A 17,638-nucleotide genomic window follows, 5' to 3' on the forward strand; every position below is an offset into this window, starting at 1 on the left:
GGAGTCATTTCAGGTGTTCAGGTTCCCCACCAGTCGCAGACCATGCAGGGTGAGATCGGGGTCGACGGGGATTTTTTCTTCGATGCCAGCCATGATCCATCCGGCATCCCCTCCTGTGGCGACGACGTGGGCATGAGCGCTCTCAGAGAGCTCTTTTTTCAGGGCGTCCAGGATGCCCCGGATCATGCCACGATAGCCGATGGCGGCTCCCGCCTGGATGGCGCCGACGGTGGAGGTGCCAATGGCGCTGGGGGGCTCGTTAAGCTCCACAAGGGGGAGGAGGGCGGTGCGCTCGTGCAGGTAGTCGGTCATCAGGCGCAGGCCGGGGGCGATGACGCCGCCGATGTAGTGTTTATCGGCGGAGAGGATGTCAAAAGTCACTGCCGTGCCGAAATCGATGACGATGCCTGGGGCTCCATGCAGATGGGCGAGGGCCACGGCATTCGCGAGGCGGTCCTGGCCGATGCTCTCGGGCTTCGGGTAGCGGATGCCGATGCCCAGGGGGGTGTCGTGGCGGAGTTCCAGGAGGGTGGGAAAGACCTCCCGCCAGACTGGGACCACCGCCGGGACCACACTGGCGATGACGGCGCGGCCGAAATTCCAACCCGCCACGGCTTCGCGGATGGCCTCTGGCGTGACGTCGCGGGAGGGCAAATCACGACGGTCCAGGAGGGCGTCCCGGGTGGAGAGACCCAGTTTTGTGCGGCCATTGCCCACGTCGATCAGGAGGTAGTCAGCAGTCATGTGGTTGTGGGTCTCCCTATGCCACCAAACTCGGCCTAGCGACAAGGATGGAAAAATGTGGTTGCGAATCGCCAGAACACCTGCACTATGCGCGCCCCTTGCCCGGTTCGGCCCCTCCAGGGAACCTTGTGGCGAGTGGATATACCCCTTCATCATCATGAGCAACATCATCTCCAAACTCGAAGCCGAGCAGACCAAAAAGGAAATCGCTTCCTTCCACGTCGGCGACACCGTGAAGGTGCATACCCGAGTCATCGAAGGCGACAAAGAGCGTATCCAGATCTTCGCTGGTATCGTCATCGCCCGCAAAGGCACCAGCCTGAACGAAGCCTTCACCGTCCGCAAAATTTCCTATGGCGAAGGCGTGGAGCGTGTGTTCCCCCTGCATAGCCCCAAGGTGGCCAAGATCGAAGTCACGAAGCCAGGCCGCGTGCGCCGTGCCCGCCTGCATTACCTCCGCGGACGTCAGGGCAAGGACGCCATGACCGTGAAGGACGTGGTCCAGAACGACGCTTAATTCCAAATTTCCGACAACGGCCAAGCTCTGAGGAGCTGGTTGCGGTTGGTTTGTTGATGTTCAGAGCACCTCCGCGCCGATCACGCGGAGGTGTTTTGTTTTTGCGGCAGGTTGCACGTCCGCCGCGCCCGTCCATCATCGCCGCCCCCTGTGGAGCGTGGTTGTCTGCCAACAACCGCCCGTCCGCCTGACTTTTTCTTTTTCTTCCCATGCTCACTGAACTCGACTCCCTGAAGACCGAAGCCCTCTCCGCGCTCGACACGCTGACTGATGAAGCCGCGCTGGAGGCCTTCCGCATCGACTACCTCGGCAAGAAGGGCAAGCTCACGGGTCTCAGCGCCGGCATGCGTGATGTGCCGGTCGAGCAGAAGAAGGACGTCGGTGCCAAGCTGAATGAAGTGCGTGACGCCATCACGAATGGTCTGGCCACGCGCAAAGAAGCCCTGCAGGCCGCGAAGGATGCAGAAGCGGTGGCTGGCATCGATCTCACGCTGCCCGGCCGCCCAGGTGCAGGTACTGGTACGCTGCATCCGCTGACGCAGATCCGTGATCTCGCGGTGCGCACGCTTCGCCGCATGGGCTTCACGCTCGCGGATGGTCCTGAAGTGGAGACTGAGTGGCATTGCTTTGATGCGCTGAACACGCCTGCTGATCATCCAGCGCGCAATGAGAGCGACACTTTCTACATGCCTGATGGCAAGCTGCTGCGCACTCACACCAGCAGTGTGCAGATCCGCACGCTGGAAACGGTGAAAGCACTGCCTGTGCGCATCATCGCCCCTGGCGCTGCGTATCGCCGCGATGAGATCGATGCGACGCACCTGAGTGTCTTCAATCAAATCGAAGCGCTCTTTGTCGACAAAGACGTGAGCCTCGCGGATCTCAAAGGCACGCTGGAGTTCTTCTTCCGCGAAGTCTTCGGTCCTGGCACGGCGGTGCGCTTCCGTCCGCACTTCTTCCCCTTCACCGAGCCGAGCTTCGAGATCGATGTGAAACTCGAAGCCAAGGGCAAGGAAGCCCGCTGGATCGAAATCGCCGGTTGCGGCATGGTGGACCCCGCTGTGTTCGCGGCGGTGAGCAAGTCACGTGGTGATGATCTCTTCCATCCTGATCAGGTGACAGGATTTGCTTTCGGCATGGGCCTCGATCGCCTCGCCATGATTCTTCACGGCATCTCGGACATCCGTCATCTCATCGAGAACGACGTTCGGTTCCTTCAGCAGTTTTGAGGACTGGGGCACCTGATTTTACAGGATTCACAGGATGAACATGATTCACAGGATTTTTCTTTTGGATTTATGACGATGAATCAACTCACAGAGAAGGTCATCGGCATGGCCATGGAGATCCATCGGAACATGGGAGCGGGATTCAATGAGTCCATCTACCATCGCTGCATGGAGATCGAGCTTGCCGCAGCAGGCATCGATTTTGAATCGAAGATCCCTATCGAAGTATTCTACAAAGGAAGGCTGGTTGGCAAATTCGAGGCCGACATGATCATCGTCGTCATCGACAAGCGCTTGCTGATCGAACTGAAGTCTTGCGAAGCCATCCTCAAAACTCACGAAGCCCAGACCGTGAATTATCTCTCGGCCACGAAAATCGATGACGGCCTCATCCTGAACTTTGGGGCTCCCAGCCTCCAGTTTAAACACAAATATCGTCTCTATCAGCCACGTGCCGTCAAAGACGTCGAACCTTTCGACCTGCATTAAAAGGAAAAGAAAAAATCCTGTTAATCCTGTCATCTTGTTAATCCTGTAAAAAGAAGCCCCGCCAATCCCTATGCAAGTCTCCCTCAACTGGCTCTCGACTCACCTTGATCTGAGTTCTTTCTCGACCCCTCAATTGTCTGACCTTCTGACCTTTGCGGGCATTGAGGTGGAAGGCATTGAGGAGAAGGGTGTCTCGTCTGACAAAGTGATCGTGGCGCAGATCCAGAGCTTTGAGCCGCTTCCGAATTCGGACAAGCTTAGCATCTGCCAGGTGGATGATGGCAGCGGATCGCTGCGCCAGATTGTGTGTGGCGCGAAGAATTTCAAAGCAGGTGACAAAGTGCCGCTCGCGCTTCCAGGCGCGGTCCTGCCGGGTGGTTTCCAGATCTCGGAAGGCAAGCTGCGCGGTGTTGTGTCCAACGGCATGATGTGCAGTGCGAAGGAGCTCGGGATCGGTGAAGACACCGGCGGTCTGTGGATCCTCGATGGTGGCCTGCCGGTGGGCAAGCCGCTCAACCAGATCGTCGAGAGCGACACGCTGTTTGATCTCGAGATCACGCCGAACCGTTCCGATCTTCTCAGTCATCTTGGCCTGGCTCGTGAACTCGCCGCACTCACTGGATTGTCGCTGAAGAGTGAGCGCGATCACCGCAAGACGACCTCCACAGCACGTGCGGCGAAGGCGGATGAAGTGGCGCTCGAAGATACTGAAGGCTGCCCCTACTACACGGCCCGTGTGATCAAAGGTGTAAAGGTGGGTCCGAGCCCTGAGTGGCTCAAGACAAGGCTCGAAAGCATCGGCCTGCGTCCGATCAATAACATCGTCGACATCACGAACTATGTGATGATGGAAATGGGGCAGTCGCTGCATTGCTTTGACCTCGACAAGCTGCAGGGCGGCATTGCCGTGCGCCGTGCGAAAGAGGGTGAGAAGATCCTCGCTCTAGATGGTCAGGAGTATTCTTTGTTAGTCGAAGACCTCGTCATCACGGATGGCCAGCGTCCGGTGGCCATCGCTGGCGTCATGGGCGGTGAGGAGACCGGTGTCGTTGAAGGCAGCACGAACATTCTTCTGGAAGCCGCTTACTTTGCGCCTTCCACGGTGCGCCGCACGGCGCGTCGTCTGAACCTGCATTCGGACTCCAGCTACCGCTTTGAGCGCGGCATCGACCCGCAGCAGGTGCATGGTGGCAGTGACCTCGCCACAAAGCTCATTCTCGAAATCGCCGGCGGGACCGCCGAGGCAGAAATCCGCGTCGCGGGTGAAGCGCCAACACTCGTCAACGACGTCGTGCTGGATGAAGTGCGTGCGCACAAGCTGCTCGGCATCAGCGAGCTCAAGACGGAAGAGGCTCATGATATCCTCAGCAAGCTGGGCCTCATCAAGAAGAGCGGTGACGCGGCTGCCAGCACCTGGAGCATTCCGAGCTACCGTCTCGACCTCCTGCGCAGCGTGGATCTGGTGGAAGAGATCGCCCGCGTGATCGGTCTCGACCGTGTGCCGGCGAAGTTCACCGCCGCCTTCGCGCAAGGTGATGGCACGGACAAGATTTACGATCACGCCATGCAGCTCCGCCAGGCGCTGGCGAACCGTGGCTTCAATGAGGCGCAGACGCTGCGTCTCATCGCCACCGGCCAAACCAATGATGCTCTTGGCAATCCGACCGGTGGTCTCGCCGCGCTGAAGAATCCGCTTTCTGAAGATCACACCACGCTGCGTCCAAGCATCGTCCCAGGTCTGCTGGCCAGCGCTGCGCTGAACGTGCGCCAGGGCGCCGACCGTCTGCGCTTGTTTGAGATCGGCCGTGTGTTCCTGAAGATGCCGAACGGCATGGTGCGTGAAGAGGAACGTCTCGCCATTCTTCTCAGCGGCCCGGTGGCACCTTCCACCTGGCATGCCCGCGAGCCGAAGGCCGCGGACATTTTTGACCTGCGCGGTCTGGTGGAGTCCCTTCCAGGCGTCTCCAGTGTGGAGATCAAGCCACTGAAGGACAACGGAACCTTCCTGCTTCACAGCGAGCTGAAGGCTGGCAACCGCGTGCTTGGCTGGATCGCCCAGGTGCATCCGGCTCGTGCGCGTGCGCTGGATGCCCGCACGCCTGTGTATGTCGTGGAGCTTCTGCTCAGCGCGCTGCGCCAGGGCAGCGCTGGTCCCGCGAAGTTCACGGATCTGCCGCGTTTCCCATCGATCACACGCGACGTGGCCTTTGAGCTCTCCACCGATGTCTCGAACGCCAAGGTCACCGCCTTCTTCGGCAGCGTGAAAGAGCCTCTGCTCATCAGCACCGCGCTCTTTGACGTGTTTGCCGACCCGAGCGGCACCAAGCTTCCGAAGGATCGCAAGTCCCTCGCCTGGACCCTGACCTATCGCGCCTCTGACAAGACCCTCGAAACCGCCGAAGTCGATGCCGCGCATAGCCGCATCGTCGCCGCGCTGGAGAAGGCCTTGCCGGTGGTGGTAAGGCGGTGATGCTGCGAAGCCTGATCAGACCATGAATGAGCCTACCATCTGTCCGCAGTGTGGTTCCAAGTTCTCAAACTTCGGAGTGCTGAAAGCCAATGTCCAACTGCCAGACGCGACCAACCGTCTGATCAATGAGTATTCTGAGCCGAGATTTCCTTATCGCTGCACCAATTGTGGTGATGCAGTGCTGTGGCAATGTGTGAAACTGCGAAACGAAGAGCAGGCGGAACACACGGCCTATCTTCAGTCCAGGCTCCATGTTGTGCCCCTGGTGAGTTCACATAGCCCACAAGGATGGGAGTATCAGACCATCGGGCTTGTCACGGCCCAGAGCACACTTGGAACCAGCATTTTCACGGACATCAGCTCCACTTTCGCGGATTTGTTTGGCACTCAAGCCAAAGCTTACAATGCCAAGATCAAGGCTTGTGAAGATCTGTGCCAGTCCATTTTGCGGATGAAGGCTCTCGAGCTCGGTGGAGATGCGGTTCTTGCCGCGGACATCGACTACGCCGAGGTAGGGTCCGGAAGAGGATTGATGATGGTTTGCATGACGGGAACGGCCATCAAACTCCGCAATCCGCATGTGGTGAACTCTGAACTACAGACAGAGTCCGAAAACCTCAGAACCAGTGCGCGGCGACTGAGTTACCTTGGGGGCTTGAATCCAGCTCCCTGACGGTAGAGTGTTGGAAACGCCCTGTTGGTGGCGATCTGCCAGTGTGATCTCTCAAACTGGCAGATCGCCACCTTCCAGAGGCTTTCGAGAATGGTGTCGCACCGAGAGGATGACGACACGTTCTCCGGTGATGGTGAACAAGATGCGAAACTGGCTCCGGCGTTTGCGGAAGAGTAACTGGCGTATCTCCGCGGGAAACCGGGAGCTTTCAGAAGCGAGTCGATGACGCTCTGGCGAGCTCGACAGCGATTCCACCTTGCTGATGATTTCCTCACGCCAGCGGATGGCCGACAAGGGAGCCCGCATTTGGATCCAGCGGTAGACCTCCTCCAATTCACTCTGAGCCTGCAGGGTGTACTCGACCTCGTAGCTCATAGCTCCCGCAGCTTTTGATGCACCACCTTGGCAGACACGGTCTTCCCAGCGGCCATTTGTTGAAGGCTGATTTGGACTGACTTGATGGCAGAGAGCTCCTCGATCGCATCTTGCATCTTGGCATAGGCATCACGGCCGAGCAAAACGGCCTCGGCGCGTCCATTAACCGTGAGCACCTGCGGCTTGCCGGTTTTGTTCACTCGCTTGAGGCAACTCTTCGCGTTCCGCTGAAAAGCACTCAGGGGCTGGATGTCATCAAGATGAATCATGTCCTTTTATAACATGAAATTTCATGTTCCGCCAATGCTAGTGTGAGGGTGGCTCCCCCCTTGCCATCCCGCCTGAGGCATCCACAGCAGCTCGTCCCCCTTTTCAGACGAACAGAGGTTTTGCATGGGTGCGGGTGTTTTTAGAGATTGCCTGCCCTGCGGTTCATCAGGTAAACTCCCGGCCCCCTCCCCGGAAACAGCATGCTCCTCAAACCCGCCTCATGCTCGACAGTGATCCTGCTGCCAGCCCTGTGCCTGGTGCTGGGTGGCATGGGGCTGGCGCAGTCGCTGCCGAAGGTGAGTGCTTCGGGGGCTTCCGCCGCCTCGCAGGGCAAGACGACCACGGTGGCCTCTAACACTAAGGCGCCTAGCACACCGGCGGCACCGGCGGTCAATGTACCGAGGATCAACACACCCACCATGCCGCGCATGGGCTATGCGAAGTACCCGTGGAAGACGGACATCGTGGCCACGGTCTTCTGGGTGGGCGAGGCGCCAGCGGAGAACAATCCCACGCCGAATGACAAGAGTTCCTGGGACACGGAATGGGTGAAGAACTTCGGCGGTTATGATGATCCGGATCCGACGAAGCGCGGTACGAATTTCTGCCCGCTGGCCTTCACGCCCGGACTGAATCCTTTCTACATCGCGCTGCCTTACAACGACTGTCTGGACTACAACTCGCACAAGGACGAGGCCTCCAGGGTGATCCCGTGGTTCAAGCAGAAGTTCACCCGCTCCGGCCGCAGTGTGGTGCATGGCCAGTGGCTGGCCATCCGCTATGGCAACCGTGTGTGTTACGCGCAGTGGGAGGACTGCGGCCCCTTCCTCACGGACGACCATGAGTACGTCTTCGGCAATGCGCGCCCGAAAAACACGAGCAACAATGGCGCGGGCATCGACATCTCCCCCGCCGTGCGTGACTACCTCGGGCTGCGCAGTGGTGGCCGCTGTGACTGGCGTTTTGTGGATGTGACCGAGGTAACCGCGGGCCCGTGGCGCAACCTGGGCGCGAACAACCCCTTTGTCAGGGCTCAGCAGCAGCAAAAGGTGCGTGACACGCAGTCCACCATGGACCGCCTGCAGGAACTCCGCCGTCTGCGGGACGAGTACTTCAAGCAGAACTCGGGCGGACGGTGAGGAGATGCGGAGAACACTGACGGAGCTTCCGTCAATCCTTCCACAAGATCCGTGCCGCGTAGACGCTGTTGTCAGCCCCGAAGGCGTTGTCAGGTTTGATGACGATGTTGGGTGACAGGGTCTGCATCCACTCGGCCACGGTGACCCAGGTTTCGTTGTCACTGACCTCGGTGATGCCGAAGTTGCAGACGCGTGCGCCGCGCTCGGGGATGAGGATGTTTTCGGTGGAGCGCTTCACGGCGAGCGTCTTCTGATCCACCTCCGCCATGAAGAGCGGCGCGCGATGGCGGAACACGTGGTCATTGTGCGCGCCTTTGCGGGTGTAGACGAGGTAGAGACGATCCTTGTGGGTGACCCAATGGTGCTGCGTGTTGTAGTTCCCGAGCTCGCTTCCGTCATCGAACTTCCAAGGCTGGATGGCGCTGAAGTGCAGGCCGTCCTCACTGGTGCAGACATAACCCGCCGTGTCGTTGCGCAGGGTCAGAAAGAAACGTCCGTCGCAGCGGATGAGCGAAGGCTCATAGACTCCGCGGCCGGAGGCGAGGGTGAGTTCGTTGCCCTGCTCGATGAACTTCAGCGTGGTGCCATCGAACGAGCAACTCAGCACGGTGACGCGGTAGTGTTTGTCGGCCTCAGCTTTGCCGTAGATGGGCAGGAGGATGTCGCCGTTCTCCAGATCCACGCGCTGCACGCTGCCGGCGCCGGCATTGTAGAACTTGGGCTCCTTCGGCAGAGCAAGGGTGGTCCAGGGTGTCCAGGCGCGGGTCTTTTCATCATAGACGGACCAGGAAGATTCACGCGGGCGGTTCTCGATCACGCGATCCCCTTGGTAGCGGACGGTGTGGCCGATGCCGAGCAGCTTGCCGGACTTCGCATGGAACTTGGGCGTGAAATCACAAGCAGCGACAATGGTGCCATCGACCTCGGTTCGACGGCCCAGAGTGTCCGTGTGCTCGCGGATCTCGCTCCAGGTCTGGCCGAGGTCTTCGCTGCGCACGTCGTTGAGCGCGTAGAAGATGTCACTGCCGGTGAGCAGCAGCTTTTGCATCGTCAGCACCACGCTTGGAGTCTTGCCGGGGATGGCGCCTGCGCGTGGATGCACCCAGCAGGTCTTGCCATCGTAGCCTTTGGACACCGTGGTGAGTTTCACTTCATACGGCAGGCCTGCGGGTGGTGGTGGCTGGAGGCGGACGTAGTCGCGCAGCTCCGGCACCTCACGCACGATGCCCTCGGCCACAAGGCGTGCCATCATGCGCGCGCCTTCGTTGGAGAAGTGAGACCGGTCCTCCACGGACGGTCCGTAGAGCTGGCAGAACTTTTCCCCCATCTGCTGAAACAGGGCGAAGCTGGCACGGTGAAGGTCGATCACCGGCACCTCCATCTCTTTCCCAACGGCCAGTGCAGCCTCGACATAGGGGGTGAGCGTGGTGGTGAGCTTGCCGTTCTCATACACGCGGCGCGCCACGGAGGTGATGAGCACGGGCTTGCCACCGGTGCCACGTACCTCAAGGATGAAAGCCTTCAGGTTGTCACGATAGGTCGTAGCTGGATCGGTGCCTCGCGCTGGATCCTGCATCTTTTGATCATTGTGACCGAACTGGATGAGCACCCACTGGCCTTTTTCCTTCAGCACGCGATCCCACAGCCCCAGGGTGCGGAAACTCTTCGTGCTGGCACCAGAGCGCGCATGATTGACGACGTTCATCTTGGGCAGGAACTCGTTCAGCATCTGCCCCCAACCGGCGAGTGTGGGGCGATCCTTGGGTGGGTTGCTCTGCGTGGCCACCGTGGAGTCTCCGGCGAGCACGATTTTCAGCGGCTCCTGGCAGAGGGCGTGGGAGACACAGATCCATCCAAGGACGAAGGTAAGAAGTCGCATTTTCCCTGTACGGGCATCGGATGGAAAACAATCGCCAATCTCCGGGCGTTAAGAGTGGAGCCGTATTTTTGTGTTTGATGAGCACGAAAGAATGTCGCTACGCTGACCGTGACCTTGACCCCCATGTTTCGCCCTGCCCTCGTTCTTCCTCTCTGCCTGGCTTTTGGCAGCCTCTCCCTCTTCGGACAGGTGGCCACGACACCTCTCTTCTGGCCGGACAAAAACGGCCCCACCCTGGATGGCGTGGTGCCTGCGGCTGAAGCGGCGAAAGTGCCGCTGAAATGGAACTCGGAGACGGGTGAGAACATCGTGTGGAAGACCGATCTCGAGGACGATGGTCATAGCTCTCCCGTGATCGGTGGAGACCGTGTCTGGTTCACCTCGGCGACGCCAAAGGGTGACAAGCAGTATGTCTACGGCATCGACCGCCAGACCGGGAAGGTGGCGCATCACCTCCTGGTCTTTGAAAATCCCGCGCCTGAGGAGCTGGGCAATCCGCTGAACAACTACGCCGCGCCATCTCCCGTGCTGGAGGCAGACGCGCTGTATGTGCACTTTGGCACGTATGGCACCGCGCGGATCGACCCGCAGACGGGCAAGACGGTGTGGCAGCGTCGTGACATCAATGTGCGGCACTATCGCGGCCCGGGCTCGTCACCTCTGCTGCATGGAGACCTGCTCATCCTGACCTTTGATGGGATTAACGAACAGTTTGTCACAGCGCTGAACAAAAAGACGGGTGAGACGGTGTGGAAGACGAACCGCACCACCGACTACGGCGACCTCGACAAAGAAGGCCATCCGACGCGCGATGGTGATATGCGGAAGGCCTATCACACGCCATCCGTTTTCAACATGGGCGGAGTCGACACCGTCGTCTCAGTGGGGTCTCGCGCTGCTTTTGGTTATGAAGCGGCGACTGGAAAGGAGCTGTGGACCATCCGTCATGGAGGGTTCAATGCCGCGATCCGCCCGCTGGTGCTGAAGGAGGTTCTGATCCTGAACACCGGGTCCGAACGAGCCCACACGATCGGGGTTCGGATTGATGACAAGATGAAGGGAGACATCACGGAAAGCCATGTGCTCTGGGACCGGGAGAAGCGTAATGCGAGCGAGTCCTGCCCTGTGCTGGCGGGCGGTCTGCTGTATCAGATCACACGCGGGGGCATCGTCACCTGCATGAATCCGCTCACGGGTGAAGACGTGTGGGAGGACCGCTTTCCTGGCCAGCACCTGCCCTCACCCATCGTGGCGGGAGACCGTATTTATTTCAGCAATGACCGGGGTGATACTCATGTGATCAAGGCCGCGGACAAGTTCGAGGTGCTGTCGGAGAACAAGCTGCCGGATGCGATGACGGCCTCACCCGCCGTGGCGGAGGGGGCCTTGTTCATCCGGACGAAAAAGCAGCTTTTCAAGATCGCCACGAAATAGCCTAGCGGGGTTATTGACAGACAAACTTCTGACAAGATGGATGAGTCCGGCCGTCATTTTTGCCAAAAAGATGGTTCGGGGATTCCGATAACTAGAAGTTGCAAATGCAATGTGAATACATCGCTGGTTCGGGCATTGCGGTGTCAACTTTGGATTGGCAGAAATCCCGGAGTCTTCTTTAGCGACGGATAAAAATCCGCACAAAGATCATAAACCTTTCGCCAAGGGGTCTGTGTTGTGTTACACTACTATCCTCTATGGCTACGACACCGACCCGTAAAACTCGTTTCTCCCGTCGCGTTCCTGATCATGTAACTGACGAACTGGTAAACGTCCTCGGCAATGGGGATACCCTCGAGTTCAACCAGCTCTTCAAACTGGTTTACGACAATCTGAAGCTTAAAAATGCCGTGAGCGGTGGGGAGGAAATGCTCCGTCTCCGTTCTTATGAGAAGCTGCAAGGTCTGGTTAGCCGAGGCCTTTGTGCCAAGGCTGGCAAGACCTACCGCGGTCTTCCAGGTCTGCGTGAGTCCCACCAGGCCACCATTGCAGCCCGTACGGCTGCCGTGGCTGCCCGTTGATCTTTACTTCCTTAACCATTTACGGGTCGTCTCCTCATCGGGAGACGGCCCGTTGTGTTTTCCGGGATGGTGCCTCGGACACCTCCTGAAGGCCGAAGACGCCTAAAAAGGGTCCATCAGCGGGTTTGTTTCGGGATTTGACGGTTTCCCGGCCCTCGGCTACTTCTCCGCCGCTTTCAGTCCCCCTTTCTCTCATGCTCGAGAACTACCTGCCCGTCCTGCTTCAGATCGTCATCGCCAGTGGCTTTGCCGCGGTCACGCTTTTGATTTCCGTGCTTGTTGGCAGGTCCGCGAAGCGCACCGCCATCAAGGACAGCTCCTATGAGTGCGGCATGCTGCCGCTGCAGGAGGGCCAGCCGCGCTTCAGCGTGAAGTTCTACATCGTGGCGATGCTCTTCGTGCTCTTCGACATCGAGGTCGTGTTTCTTTATCCCTGGTCGGTGATCTATAAAGATTACATCGCCGCTCATGGCGCGGGCATTTTCTTCTCAGCGCTCAGCTTTGTGTCCATTCTCGGTGTGGCCTTCGTCTACGCCTGGCGCAAAGGCGCGCTGAACTGGAGGAACTGATCGTCTCCCGGCGGTCCTGCCCTCAACTCCCACGCTGCATGATCGCCTACCTGAGCCTCTACCAGCTCAAGCCCGAGGTCACCGAGGAGGCCCTGGAGAACATGATGTTTCGCACTCGGGTGCAACTGCTGCGTGTGCCGGAAGTGCTGGCCGTGAAAACCGGCAAGCGTGTGAACCCGAACGACCGGTTTCCGTGGTTCGTGTATCTGGAGGTCGAGAGCATGGACAAGCTGGCCATCTGCCAGGACGACCCTCACTACATCAAGTTCCGTGAGGAGGTGCTGAAGCCGAACATCGCGGACCAGGAGTCCACGGCGTTTGAGATGGAGCCGCGGAAGGATGTGAAGTACTCTTGAGGTGAGGGCGGTGAATTACCCGGGGCATGCAAGCTGGAAGCTTGCGCAACTTCCTCCAGTGACGAAGTCGCGGAGCGTCCTGGAGTGCTCCAGTCCTCTGGAGCTTTCCGACGAAGCGAGTGATCTTGTGAATTTCTGAAGGCGAACGGACCTCAATTGATCTTCACAGATGGCTTGCGCGAATCTTTTTGTTAGGCCTTCGAAAGCGCCGGAGGGCCGGCGCACTCCAGGACGCTGGCGCGAAGCTCCGGATCAGGTTGTCTATCGCACCGTGATGAAATCGTGGTGATTCAAGAGGGTGTGAATGAAAGCCGTGCGGGCTTTCTCACCTGTGCCGAGCTCATGGAGGGCTTCGAGGCAGATTTGGACCTCTTCTTGGTTAGGTGCGGTGGCGAGAAGGGCCTCGAAGGCAGTGCGCACGAAGGCTTCATCCTCCGGCTGGTGGAAGTGTTTGGCGATGATGGCTGCGGACGACAGCGAGGTCTGCGCATTCATGAGCGCAAGCGCCTGCTGCGGGACGATGCTCTCGGCGCGGCGGTAGCAGTCGAGCACGTTGGCGTTGTCAAACATCTCGAGGAAGAGGTTCGACTCGTCACGGGTCTGGTTGAAGTAGAGACTGCGGCGGCGGAGCTTTTCACCGGTGGTGGGATCGAGCGTGGGTCCCCCCAGGCGTGGATCGAGGGTGCCGGAGAGGTGCAGCAGGCTGTCACGCAGGATCTGCGCATCCAGCCGCACTGGGTTCATGCGCCAGAGGTATTCGTTTTCCTTGTCGCGCTCACGGTTCACGTCTGCGGCCTGCGCGTTGCTGCTGGACATGGCATAAGCGTCACTGGTGACGATGAGGCGATGGATGTGCTTGAGGCTCCAGCCGTTTTCCATGAGTTCGATGGCCAGGAAGTCCAGCACGTCTTGCAGCGGTGGCTTCTTCGCCTGCCTGCCAAAGTCGAAGACATTCGCGGAGAGCGCCTGGCCGAAATGGCGTAACCAAAGATGATTCACAATCACCCGTGCGGTGAGCGGGTTCTGGCGATCCGTGATCCATTTTGCGAAAGCGCTGCGCCTGCCGGTACTCTGCACGGGGAAGGGGAGGAAGCGCGTCTTCTCCGTCTCATCCGGGCCGTCGAGGGCTTTGAGGGAGCTCACCTCACGGGTTTCCTTTTTCTTCGCATCACCCACGGGCACCTTGGCCTTGCCACGCTGGGACTGCGCGGCGGTGGGGCTGAGTTTGACAGGCACGATCTCCAAAGGTCTGAAGGCGATCGCCGCCGGGACGGCCGGGACGACGGCATGGGACGTGTCCAGGTTCTTCTCGTCACCCTTCAGGTGGATGTTCGTCACGCGGTCCAGGTGCAGGTCATAAGCGCGCGGCAGGCCGTCCTTTTCCAAATCAGACTGGCCGGGCAGGGCATCCAGCCGGACATGATAGGGCTCGAAGATGGCCCGCATCGCGTAGTATTCCTCATGTTGGATGGGGTCATACTTGTGCGTGTGGCACTTCACGCAATTCATCGTTAGGCCGAGGAAGGCCTTGCTGGTGTGCTCGATCACGTCATCGAGCCAGGTGGTGCGGTTGAAGAGGTAGTAGTTTCGCGCCAGAAAACCGGTGGCGCGCAGCACCTGCGGATCCTCGGGGGCGATCTCATCACCGGCGAGCATCTGCTGCACCATCACGTCATAGCCTTTGTCCTCGTTCAGGGATTCGACGATCCAGTCACGCCAGTGCCACATGTGCTTCTGGCTGTAGCGCAGCTGCGCACCGAGTCCGTACCAGTCGCTGTAGCGCCAGACATCCATGAGGTGGCGGCCCCAGCGCTCGCCATGATGCGGTGAAGAAAGCAGCTGGTCGATGATGCGGCGGCGCGTGGCGGGGGAATCACTGGCGGAGAAAGCCTTGAGCTCCTCCAGCGTGGGGGGCAGGCCGGCCAGGTCCAGATAGACACGGCGCAGCCAGAGGCTGGGCTCCACGGGTGCCTGGGGCACGAGACCGTGCTCACGGCGGGCCTTGGCCAGGAGCTGGTCGATCGACCGCGCGCCTTCAGGCTTCACCGGCGCGATGAAGGCCCAGTGAGGGCCGGCGGGCGCCTTCTCCTCCGAGGCAGCGCAGGGTTGCGCCACGACTCCCAGCAAAGCCAGGAGGACGGGGGTGAGGGAGAGCCGGGAAGACGCCGCCATGAGGTGTGAATGTATTCTACGGCGCAGGAGAGCGGGTTCTTTAAACCAGCCTGCAAGCGACGTATGAGATCTGATGACCTCCACACCCGTCCGCACTCTGGCTGAAGGCCGGCTTCTCGACCAGCCTTGGGGCAGGCTCACCTGGCTGGCCTCCCGTGAGCTAGGCAACTCCACGACGATGACCTTTGGCCGCGTGATCATTCCGGCGGGGCAGACGAATCCGCGGCATCGGCATCCAAACTGTGACGAGATCCTGCACCTGCTTTCGGGGCGCATCGAGCACTCGCTGGGAGGTGAAAGCTTCGTGCTGAAGCCTGGAGACACGATCTCGATTCCCGCGGGTGAGTGGCACAATGCGCGGGCGCTAGATGAGGTGGATGCGGAGATGGTGATCTGCTTTTCCTCGTCGGACCGGGAGACGGAGTTTGAGGGCGGATAACTTGTGGTCTTCGTGGCTTCATTGACACGCTGAAGCGTGAACAACGTACGTGTGAAAACGAAGCCGCCGTGCTCGCAGGCTGCGGGCACGGCGGATGACAGGACATCGTTGGTTAGGTCTGATTAGTTGGGACTGGGGACCTGGCCGCCGTTGCCGCTGGTGGTGGCGCCGGGTGAGCCTGCGGCACCTGAGTTGGGCTTGCTGGAGTTTTGGGTGTCCGGCTTGGCGTTGGTATTTTTGTCCTTGTTGCTGTTGTTCTCGCGGTTGTCGTTATTGCTGCGTGCATCAGGACGGTTGTTCTGGGCATCGGGCTTTTTGCTGTCGTTATTGCGGGCATCCGCATTGTTGCTGTTGCTCTGCGCGTTGGCGGCATTGCGGTCATTGGCGGGCAGGCTGGCAAATTCGTCCTTGCTCAGGCTGCCATCGGAATTGAGGTCCGACTTCTGGATCAGAAGCTTGTTGGCGTCGTTGTCTCCGCGCATGCGGGACAGCTCTTCCTTGCTCAAAATGTCATCCTTGTTGCTGTCCAGTTCCGCGAAGGTCTGGCGCTGGTCAGGATTGGCCACATTCAGCGAGCCGCCTGCGGTGTTCGTGTCCACGTTGCTGGAGCCAGGAATGCCTCCGACGCGGGAGGTGCCGGAGCCGCCGGACTGGGCAGCTGCCGTGAGTGTGAGGGCCAGCAGCGCGGCCATGGTGGTAAGTGTGCGTTTCATGATCTAGTCTGGTTTGGTTTGTTTATTGGTTAGGTTTGGGACGTCGTCGTCCGTTCTGACGGCGAAGGTTCGATGGTACTCATGGGTTTGGCCGCAGGAGAACCTCCGCTCTGCGTGAGCCTGACCTGCCAACCAGCGCACGGCCTTAAGGCTCGGCCATGAACTGCGCATGGAGAACAGGGGGAATGGCATTTGGCACTCGCACTGGCATTCAAAACGCTGTCAATATCCTCCCGGTGAGATGCGTTGGTTGGAGACCATGCGATTCTCTCTGCTGCTAAGCTCTCTTCTCACCGCTGGCCTTTGTCTGGCGGAAGCGCCGCGCCTGCCTGCTTTTCCAGGGGCTGAAGGCGCTGGCATGTGGGCCAAGGGTGGCCGTGGTGGGGAGGTCATTGCTGTGACGAATCTGGATGACAGCGGGCCGGGAAGCCTGCGCGCCGCTGTGGAGACGAGGTGTCCGCGCACGGTGATCTTCCGTGTCTCAGGCACGATCGAACTGAAGACACCTCTGCGCATTCGTGAACCCTTTATCACCATCGCCGGACAAACCGCGCCAGGTGATGGCATCTGCCTGAAGAACTATGAGCTGCAGATCGGGCAGACTCATGATGTCATCGTTCGTTATCTACGTTGCCGTCCTGGTGACAAAACATCACAAGCCAGCGAGATGGATGCGCTCACCATCTGGGACACCAAAGACGTGATTGTGGACCACTGCTCCGCCACCTGGAGCACGGATGAATGCCTCTCTGTCACGAACGATTCGGACCGCATCACCGTGCAGCACTGCCTCATCGCTGAGGCGCTGCCCACGCATGGACTTGGCTCCATCATCGGTTGTTATCGTGGCAGCATCTCCTTTCTGCACAATGTCTATGCGCATAACCGCGACCGCAATCCGCGCGCGAGCGGTTATCAAGCTGTCGCAGGTCATGCGGACGATCCGGGGCCGCGCATCGAGTTCCGTGGGAACACGCTCTTTAACTGGTCCTCCGGTGCTGGTTACACCGGGAGCGGCAAGGCGGATGCGCCGGAGCGCATCGCCATGAACTACACCGGCAACTACCTCAAGCCCGGCGCCGACACCTCCACCGCCTATCGCACCAGCGCCTTCTCCGTCTACAGTGGTGCGGTGGCAGAGCTCTTCCTGGATGGCAATCAGGCTCATCAGCCCCCGCAACCCATCGAGTTCCAGTCCGAGCTCCTCATCGTGCGCCCCGGCGCGACCATCGTGATGCGGGAGACGCCGCTGCCCTTTGAACCGGCTGCTGAAAAGCTGACCGCTTCTGCCGCGCACACCCGCGCCCTTGCCATTGCCGGTGCGAGCAAACCCAAGCGCGATGCTGTGGACACCCGCATCATCGCCGGAGTGAAGGACGGCACTGGTCGCCAGATCAAAACCGTCACCGAGGATGCCTGGCCGGTGCTGCGCGGTGGTGAGGCAGAAGCCGACACGGATGGCGATGGACTGCCAGATGTCTGGGAGAAGGCGCATGCGCTCAACCCCATGGACTCCGCGGATGCAGCGCACACCAACCCGGAGGGCTGGACCCACCTTGAAGTATGGCTCAATGCTTTGTAATCTGCTC

The 17,638-nt window shown here is 59.7% G+C and carries 18 protein-coding genes; 12 read left to right on the forward strand and 6 right to left on the reverse strand.

All coding sequences use genetic code 11. The annotated features are described in order from the left end of the window. Positions 1 to 9: 9 nt before the first annotated feature. On the reverse strand, positions 10 to 744 hold the full coding sequence (locus tag BGE01nite_RS02990; RefSeq protein WP_146848784.1) for a type III pantothenate kinase: 735 nt from the start codon (positions 742 to 744) through the stop codon (positions 10 to 12). Between the two features lie 157 nt (positions 745 to 901). Here BGE01nite_RS02990 and rplS point away from each other — a divergent pair, with 157 nt between their 5' ends. The 5 genes from rplS (at position 902) to BGE01nite_RS03015 (ending at position 6,122) form a co-directional block, all read left to right on the forward strand. Further along, complete coding sequence (gene rplS / locus BGE01nite_RS02995) at positions 902 to 1,261, forward strand: 50S ribosomal protein L19 (RefSeq protein WP_170266551.1); 360 nt, start codon at positions 902 to 904, stop codon at positions 1,259 to 1,261. A 209-nt stretch (positions 1,262 to 1,470) separates the two neighbouring features. Further along, positions 1,471 to 2,490: a phenylalanine--tRNA ligase subunit alpha gene (pheS, locus tag BGE01nite_RS03000; RefSeq protein ID WP_146848785.1), complete on the forward strand. Its 1,020-nt coding sequence runs from the start codon at positions 1,471 to 1,473 to the stop codon at positions 2,488 to 2,490. Positions 2,491 to 2,565: 75 nt separating this feature from the next. Next, positions 2,566 to 2,979 carry a GxxExxY protein gene (locus BGE01nite_RS03005; RefSeq protein ID WP_246145652.1) on the forward strand — a complete coding sequence of 138 codons (414 nt, stop codon included), beginning with the start codon at positions 2,566 to 2,568 and terminating at the stop codon, positions 2,977 to 2,979. Positions 2,980 to 3,049: 70 nt separating this feature from the next. Next, positions 3,050 to 5,449 (forward strand): phenylalanine--tRNA ligase subunit beta, encoded by a 2,400-nt coding sequence (gene pheT / locus BGE01nite_RS03010; RefSeq protein WP_146848787.1) that lies wholly within the window; start codon positions 3,050 to 3,052, stop codon positions 5,447 to 5,449. Positions 5,450 to 5,471: 22 nt separating this feature from the next. Beyond that, positions 5,472 to 6,122 carry a YbjQ family protein gene (locus tag BGE01nite_RS03015; protein ID WP_146848788.1) on the forward strand — a complete coding sequence of 217 codons (651 nt, stop codon included), beginning with the start codon at positions 5,472 to 5,474 and terminating at the stop codon, positions 6,120 to 6,122. A 51-nt stretch (positions 6,123 to 6,173) separates the two neighbouring features. Here BGE01nite_RS03015 and BGE01nite_RS03020 read toward each other — a convergent pair whose 3' ends face one another. After that, positions 6,174 to 6,497, reverse strand: a complete 324-nt coding sequence (locus BGE01nite_RS03020) for a type II toxin-antitoxin system RelE/ParE family toxin (RefSeq protein ID WP_146848789.1) — start codon at positions 6,495 to 6,497, stop codon at positions 6,174 to 6,176. Next, positions 6,494 to 6,766: a type II toxin-antitoxin system Phd/YefM family antitoxin gene (locus BGE01nite_RS03025; RefSeq protein WP_146848790.1), complete on the reverse strand. Its 273-nt coding sequence runs from the start codon at positions 6,764 to 6,766 to the stop codon at positions 6,494 to 6,496. Before BGE01nite_RS03025 ends, BGE01nite_RS03020 begins: the two co-directional genes overlap by 4 nt. 201 nt (positions 6,767 to 6,967) lie before the next feature. On the opposite strand from BGE01nite_RS03025, the gene BGE01nite_RS03030 reads away from it, so the two are divergent. Next, positions 6,968 to 7,906: a hypothetical protein gene (locus tag BGE01nite_RS03030; protein ID WP_246145653.1), complete on the forward strand. Its 939-nt coding sequence runs from the start codon at positions 6,968 to 6,970 to the stop codon at positions 7,904 to 7,906. 31 nt (positions 7,907 to 7,937) lie between these two features. Here the strand turns inward: BGE01nite_RS03030 and BGE01nite_RS03035 are convergent, their stop codons facing one another. Further along, a complete protein-coding gene (locus BGE01nite_RS03035; RefSeq protein WP_146848791.1) occupies positions 7,938 to 9,785 on the reverse strand; it encodes a GDSL-type esterase/lipase family protein in 1,848 nt (615 codons plus the stop codon). Between the two features lie 123 nt (positions 9,786 to 9,908). Here BGE01nite_RS03035 and BGE01nite_RS03040 point away from each other — a divergent pair, with 123 nt between their 5' ends. The 4 genes from BGE01nite_RS03040 (at position 9,909) to BGE01nite_RS03055 (ending at position 12,725) form a co-directional block, all read left to right on the forward strand. Continuing rightward, positions 9,909 to 11,219: a PQQ-binding-like beta-propeller repeat protein gene (locus BGE01nite_RS03040; protein WP_146848792.1), complete on the forward strand. Its 1,311-nt coding sequence runs from the start codon at positions 9,909 to 9,911 to the stop codon at positions 11,217 to 11,219. 257 nt (positions 11,220 to 11,476) lie between these two features. Next, complete coding sequence (locus BGE01nite_RS03045) at positions 11,477 to 11,800, forward strand: hypothetical protein (protein ID WP_246145654.1); 324 nt, start codon at positions 11,477 to 11,479, stop codon at positions 11,798 to 11,800. A 194-nt stretch (positions 11,801 to 11,994) separates the two neighbouring features. Next, positions 11,995 to 12,369 (forward strand): NADH-quinone oxidoreductase subunit A, encoded by a 375-nt coding sequence (locus BGE01nite_RS03050; protein WP_146848793.1) that lies wholly within the window; start codon positions 11,995 to 11,997, stop codon positions 12,367 to 12,369. A 38-nt stretch (positions 12,370 to 12,407) separates the two neighbouring features. Next, positions 12,408 to 12,725, forward strand: coding sequence for a Dabb family protein (locus BGE01nite_RS03055; protein WP_146848794.1), 318 nt, complete (start codon positions 12,408 to 12,410; stop codon positions 12,723 to 12,725). Between the two features lie 261 nt (positions 12,726 to 12,986). Here BGE01nite_RS03055 and BGE01nite_RS03060 read toward each other — a convergent pair whose 3' ends face one another. Beyond that, positions 12,987 to 14,897 (reverse strand): DUF1549 and DUF1553 domain-containing protein, encoded by a 1,911-nt coding sequence (locus BGE01nite_RS03060; protein WP_170266552.1) that lies wholly within the window; start codon positions 14,895 to 14,897, stop codon positions 12,987 to 12,989. Between the two features lie 73 nt (positions 14,898 to 14,970). Between BGE01nite_RS03060 and BGE01nite_RS03065 the strand changes: the two genes are divergently transcribed. Further along, a complete protein-coding gene (locus tag BGE01nite_RS03065; RefSeq protein ID WP_146848796.1) occupies positions 14,971 to 15,336 on the forward strand; it encodes a cupin domain-containing protein in 366 nt (121 codons plus the stop codon). A gap of 122 nt (positions 15,337 to 15,458) precedes the next feature. Here the strand turns inward: BGE01nite_RS03065 and BGE01nite_RS03070 are convergent, their stop codons facing one another. Continuing rightward, the gene (locus BGE01nite_RS03070; RefSeq protein ID WP_146848797.1) at positions 15,459 to 16,049 is read right to left on the reverse strand and encodes an EF-hand domain-containing protein; all 591 of its coding nucleotides are present in this window, start codon (positions 16,047 to 16,049) and stop codon (positions 15,459 to 15,461) included. A gap of 259 nt (positions 16,050 to 16,308) precedes the next feature. Between BGE01nite_RS03070 and BGE01nite_RS03075 the strand changes: the two genes are divergently transcribed. Beyond that, complete coding sequence (locus tag BGE01nite_RS03075) at positions 16,309 to 17,631, forward strand: pectate lyase (RefSeq protein ID WP_170266553.1); 1,323 nt, start codon at positions 16,309 to 16,311, stop codon at positions 17,629 to 17,631. The last annotated feature ends 7 nt before the right edge of the window (positions 17,632 to 17,638 follow it).

Origin of the sequence: Prosthecobacter gellanilyticus (assembly GCF_007992435.1) — a bacterium.
Classification (GTDB): Bacteria; Verrucomicrobiota; Verrucomicrobiia; order Verrucomicrobiales; family Verrucomicrobiaceae; genus Prosthecobacter; species Prosthecobacter gellanilyticus.